Source organism: Frankia sp. Cppng1_Ct_nod, from assembly GCF_920656135.1.
In the GTDB taxonomy this organism is placed as follows: Bacteria; Actinomycetota; Actinomycetes; order Frankiales; family Frankiaceae; genus Protofrankia; species Protofrankia meridionalis.
In genome coordinates this window covers 1-5,438 of the sequence record NZ_CAKKTK010000133.1, presented here as the reverse complement: position 1 = coordinate 5,438, position 5,438 = coordinate 1, and the positions used below count along the sequence as shown (strand labels likewise).

At 62.5% G+C, this 5,438-nt stretch carries 5 protein-coding genes; 2 read left to right on the top strand and 3 right to left on the bottom strand.

Annotated elements, in window-relative coordinates:
- Both NBW77_RS21600 and NBW77_RS21595 read left to right on the top strand, forming a co-directional pair.
- Nucleotides 1-2,202 (top strand): CaiB/BaiF CoA-transferase family protein (locus NBW77_RS21600; RefSeq protein ID WP_250280249.1); only part of this gene is annotated, 2,202 nt, incomplete at its 5' end.
- Between the two features lie 348 nt (nucleotides 2,203-2,550).
- Complete coding sequence (locus tag NBW77_RS21595; RefSeq protein WP_165485731.1) at nucleotides 2,551-2,712, top strand: hypothetical protein; 162 nt, start codon at nucleotides 2,551-2,553, stop codon at nucleotides 2,710-2,712.
- Nucleotides 2,713-2,765: 53 nt separating this feature from the next.
- Here NBW77_RS21595 and NBW77_RS21590 read toward each other — a convergent pair whose 3' ends face one another.
- From NBW77_RS21590 to NBW77_RS21585, 3 genes are all read right to left on the bottom strand, one after another.
- Nucleotides 2,766-3,563, bottom strand: a complete 798-nt coding sequence (locus tag NBW77_RS21590) for a phosphotransferase (protein ID WP_131744732.1) — start codon at nucleotides 3,561-3,563, stop codon at nucleotides 2,766-2,768.
- A 78-nt stretch (nucleotides 3,564-3,641) separates the two neighbouring features.
- Complete coding sequence (locus NBW77_RS22190; RefSeq protein ID WP_284346979.1) at nucleotides 3,642-3,773, bottom strand: hypothetical protein; 132 nt, start codon at nucleotides 3,771-3,773, stop codon at nucleotides 3,642-3,644.
- Between the two features lie 12 nt (nucleotides 3,774-3,785).
- Entirely contained in the window at nucleotides 3,786-4,886 is a 1,101-nt protein-coding gene (locus NBW77_RS21585) for a radical SAM protein (protein WP_175324614.1), read from the bottom strand.
- Nucleotides 4,887-5,438: the final 552 nt, after the last annotated feature.

Below are 5,438 nucleotides of genomic sequence, written 5' to 3'. Positions count from 1 at the left end.
GCTCTGTTCAAGGTCCTCGCCGCGTCCAAGCAGTCCACCGTGCCCACCCTCGTGGAGGCACCGGACCTCGTCCGCTGGGCGGACGCGATCGTCTGGTCACCCGGGTCCGAACTCGCCGCCAGCATGAGCCCGGCCAGGTTGCGGGAGCTCAACCCGGCCGCCCTGGTGTTGTCGATCACGCCTTTCGGCCTGGCGGGCCCGTGGGTCGGCCGGCCGGCCACCGAATTCACGCTCCAGGCCATCTCGGGCGGTGTGTTCGCACGAGGCACCCCGAGCCGGCCACCCGTCTGCGTCGGCGGGCGGACCGGTGAGTGGCTGTCGGGCATGATCGGTGCGGTCGGCCTCCTCGCGTCCTACCTCCGACGCCTCGGCACCGCCCAGGGTGAGCTCCTCGACCTGTCGATGCTCGAGTCGATCGTGCTGACGCACACCATGTACGAGGTCAACTACCTCAGCATCGCCGGCGTCCCGCCGTATACCCGCCGCCTGCTCAACTTCCCTGGCATCGAGCGCGCCAAGGACGGCTGGGTGGCGTTCATGGTCGTGACCGGTCAGCAGTGGCTCGACTTCTGCGTGATGGTCGAGCGGGCGGACTGGCTGGACGACGAGAGCCTCATCCGCCTCGAACAGCGGATCAGCCGGCGGGACGAGCTGGCGCCCGTGATCGCCGACTGGATGACGAGGCACACCACCGACGAGGTCATCGAGATTGCCGAGGCGCTGCGCGTGCCGGTCGCCCCTGTCGGCAACGGTGCACTCACACCGCGGTTCGACCACGTAGCGGCCAACGGGCTGATGACGACAAACCCCCGCGGCGGCTTCGGCCAACCCGATCATCCCTACCGCTTCCCGCGGGGCGGCCCCCAGCTGCGTGACTTCGCGCCGGCGCCCACCCTCGGCGAACACACCGCGAAGGCCAGGGCCACCTGTAGCCCGCGAGAACCGGCCAGGGGGACCGGCCGGGCGGCGCTCCCCTTCGAGACCCTGCGGGTCTGCGACCTCGCCGCGTTCTGGGCAGGACCCATCGTCGGCTACGTACTCGCCCTGCTCGGCGCCGACGTCATCAAGGTCGAGTCCGTGTCCCGACCGGACGGCATGAGGATGCGCGGCGCCAGGTCGTTCCGCGAGGACCTCTGGTGGGAGACAGGCCCGAGCTACCACGGTGGCAACGCGGGCAAGCGGGGCATCACCCTCGACCTCGGTAGTGCGGAGGGCAGGGAGCTGCTCCTCGAGCTCGTCTCCCACTCGGACATCCTCGTGGAGAACTTCACGCCCCGCGTCATGACCTCGTGGGGCCTCACCTACGACGTCTTGAAGGCCGCGCGGCCCGACCTCATCTACGCGCGGCTGCCGGCGTTCGGTTCCGACGGCCCGTGGCGGGACCGATCCGGCTATGCGCAGACCATCGAGGCGGTCTCCGGCATCGCCTGGATGACGGGTTACCCCGACGCGCCGCCACAGTTCGCCAATTCCGTCGGCGACCCACTCGCGGGCTCACACGCGACGATCGCGATCTTCCTGGCCCTCGAACACCGCCGGCGTACCGCAGAGGGCTCTCTCATCGAAGCACCGATGCTCGGCGGAGCGTTGAACATCTGCGCCGAGCAGTACGCCGAGTTCAGCGCCTACGGGGCGCTCCTGGAGCGGGACGGGAACCGGAGCCCCACGGCGGCACCGCAAGGGCTGTACCTCTGCGCGGACTCCGGCGGTGACACCTGGGTCGCGGTCTCGGTCGAGACCGAACCGCAGTGGCACGGGCTCCGCAAAGCCCTCGGTGAGCCGTCTGGATGGGACTGTCTGAACAGCCGCGACCAGCGCCGGGCCCGGCACGACGCCATCGACGGGACCATCAACGCCTGGACGTCCGGGCGCCGGGCCGCCGAGGTCGAAGACCTCCTCGTCGGCCACGGCGTGCCAGCCGCGGTCGTCGGCAACGGCGCCCTGCTGGACTCCAACCCTCAACTGCAGGCCCGTGGCTTCTTCGAGGAGCTCGCCGGCCACAAGGTCGTCGGCTCGGCGACCCACTCCGGCTACCCCATCCTGTTCTCCGGCGGACCCCACCCGCCCGTACACCGAAGGACCCCTCCGCTGCTGGGCGAGCACAACCACGAGATCCTCGGCGGCCTCCTCGGGCACTCCGACGCCCAACTCGCCGCGTGGGAGGCGGCAGGCGTAATCGGAACGAGGCCGAAGCCCGGCTGAGCCACCCGCCATCGACAGTCAGGCGACGTTTTGAACCACGTAGACCGCGGTGGCGCAATGGTCTCGAAACTGGATGCCTTCACGGCAGACACGGCAGACGGCAAGGGTCTTGCGTCGAGCGGGACGGCGCCGCCTGACCACCGCGATCTGAAAGTTACGGACCTGGCAACACGCAGCCGCGATCTACAGAGCCGAGCAACACCCCCACGCAGACGCAACAGTCACCACAACCCGCCTCACCATCTCCGCCTGCCCACCGAGATACGCGGCAGCTTCCCTCATCGTCCAATTCCCCGGAACACTTGCGGGATCATCCGACCGTAACGCCATCACCGCCAGTAGTGCAGCATGCAGACACTCCACCTCCCGGTCACACACCGGGAGGTCATCACCACCAGCCGCCTTACCGACGCTACCCACATCCCCGATTTGATCAAGCAGGCAGCAGCGAAGCTCCTCAACCCGCCGATACGACTCCGTGCCGGCACGATCACCACCGCCCAAGCCTGAGCAGTCCACCCTACAGAAGGAATCTGAATCCCTTCTCGGCCGCGGTATGCAGGTCATGAGAAACGGTGGTTCCACCACCGTTTTGCCGCCATCGCCATCTGTATCTTCCATGGCTGGAGATCGTTCTGCGCGATCTCTTGCCACATTCGGTAGTTCGCTACTGTGAACGCGTTGACTGCCTCCACGGAAGCGCTCTGCCAGGACGAGAATTGTCGTGACCAGGCGTCAGCCTCCCCAGGGGTGTGACCGGCGTCAATCAGCCGAACGATGAGAATAGCCACATCGACCCATGCTGGCCCTCGGGTAGGCCAAGCCCAGTCAATAAGGTGTGCCCTGCCGTCACTATCGATCAACATGTTGTGGGGTGCGAAGTCCGTGTGTAGCAGACAGTCGCCCGCAAAAAACTTGAACGTCGGCTTGTCCGCGTAGCTATCCCAGCGTTGTTCAACGTTTTTCAGGGGAAGTTCAGGGCATGGAATCTGTCCGAGCAGCCGCACAACTTCGGCAATTTTGGAAAGATCGGGAGATTCTGGTGAATAATCGGCGTGTCTCCCTTCAATGTGTTCGAACCCTAAGAAATTCCAACCTCCAGCCTCAGCCCGCCAGAGCACCTTTGGCCCGATATGAAGGATATAAGGATTAATCGCCGCCTCTCGTTGCTGTGTGTAGATTTGTCGATGGTCGGAGGGCATACCCTTGACGAAAATTTTTTGCGTTGGCGTACACAATGTTACGGCAATCCCGGAGTTGACCCCACCCGAAGCGGTATCTGCGTCCAGAACAGGACCAGTATATTCTTGGATGACGCTGCGGATAGCCTCAGAAAGATCATTCCAGTGGATACGCGGCATCGACACTTATTTCCCCATGGGTAACGGGCCGGGCCGCTCCAGTATTCTGGCTACCGCAGCGGCCCGGCCTCTAGTCGACTAGTACGGTACGTCGTCGCCGGCGTTGCAACTGCACTTCGATGATTCTACAAGCGCGTTCACGTCGTCGAGGAAGACGATCTCGTCATCCACGGCGGGTCCGAGCGCGATTTCCACAAGAACAGCTGTCATGGCTACCTCCTTTCAATGCTGGCAATACATGGACAGTGGCGCCTTCGCCTTGCGGTACAGCGTGGCAAGTGGCATGCACGTGCCACACGTGCCGCTCAAGGTGCAGCCGGAGCAGCCTCCTTGGCGAAGCAACAGGGAGTCGGCAATGCCGCCGAGACGGCTTAATCCTTCGACTCCTTCGTCTATCAGTGAGATTTGAGGATCGCGACCTACTTTGCAGATGGAGGCCATACCATGCGGATCAACGTGAAAGAATGTATGTCCGGCGTTGCAGCCGGTGAAGACTTTCCGTTTACGCAGATGCTCTTCTGCCTGAGTCGGCAGGCTTTCCGGACCACCGTAGATCGTCGGTGACATATTTGTGTATACTGCGTAAGGTATTTTTAAACGCTCTGCCATAGCCTTCATTTGATCTACCTCGTGGGCATTCTGGCGTGCGACAACCAGGCTCAAGGCGATCGGCAGACCAGCCTCATGCGCAGCAAGCAGGCCCCGAGTGAAAGCCGCAAATGATCCGCGCCGTCGCGTTAACCCATCATAGCTCTCCGCAGTGGCTCCATAAACACTGAGAGTGAGCCGGTATGGACGGCGTGAAGTAAGAAGATCGAGAATCTTTGTGTTCGACAGCCTTGATCCGTTAGAGGAGATACTGATCATCATTCCAATTTCATACGCTAAATTGTAGACTTTCGTAAACAATTTGTCGATCATCGGTTCGCCGCCGGTGAGCTGAAGCCACAGCACCCCGGCGTCACGCATGGCATACAGTAGCCGTTCTCGGTCGGGCCAATCCAGCCCCTCGAACTTCTTCAGACCGAGATAACAGTGTTCGCAATCGTAATTGCAGCCCAGATTCAGTTCATACGAAGCGCGACCGTACCCGTAGGATGACGAGGCACGCACGAGAACAGTATCCCTCACGGAGCGTCCGGTAAGGTTAAACCCCCACGAACGTTGAACCGCGTCCACAAGCCATTCCGGGGCGACATCGACCGTGGCGGCAGCCTGCTGAAGCTCGCAGTATTTCCTATACGAGATTTTCACCCCCCGGTCGCTATCCGGACGCAGTATCAGGTAGTAATCCAAAAATGGGCTAGCGATCAGATCGTGCACGGTCTCTCCTTTCCGTCCTGTCAACCGAACCGACCCGGAAAATTCGGTGTCGTCGGAGAAATTCGGGGTGGTGTCGACGTCAAAATGCTAGATGAGGCTGTCGTACTCTCCGGCTTTCACCGCAGCGACAAAATCGGCCCACGCAGTCCCCGAAACGACTACAACACCACCGAGCGTGGAACCCAGCACCACGCCGTGCACGGCGGGAGCGACCTTCACCGCATCGACCACACCAGCTGTGATTTTGGCCGGTTGGCGCCAGAACAAACCAGGAATCTCAGCGACTGGAGCGACCGAGGATATGTTTCTCATTCGGAAGGAAGTCGGGGAGATGGAGCCCGCACCCGTCCACCGACAATCGACCTTCCCGAGCGGGCGCAAACACTGGTTACACTGTAACCGTCCATTACCACAAATTGGCCTAATACCATCGGCGGGTGTTGGCCGACGGCAACGGCCAGTTCCGTACTCTCGGCGAATCTCACAGGCCCGACCGCCGCAGCGAACCTCGCGTACTGGTCAGCGGCCGTCACACTCTCAAACGCCATCACT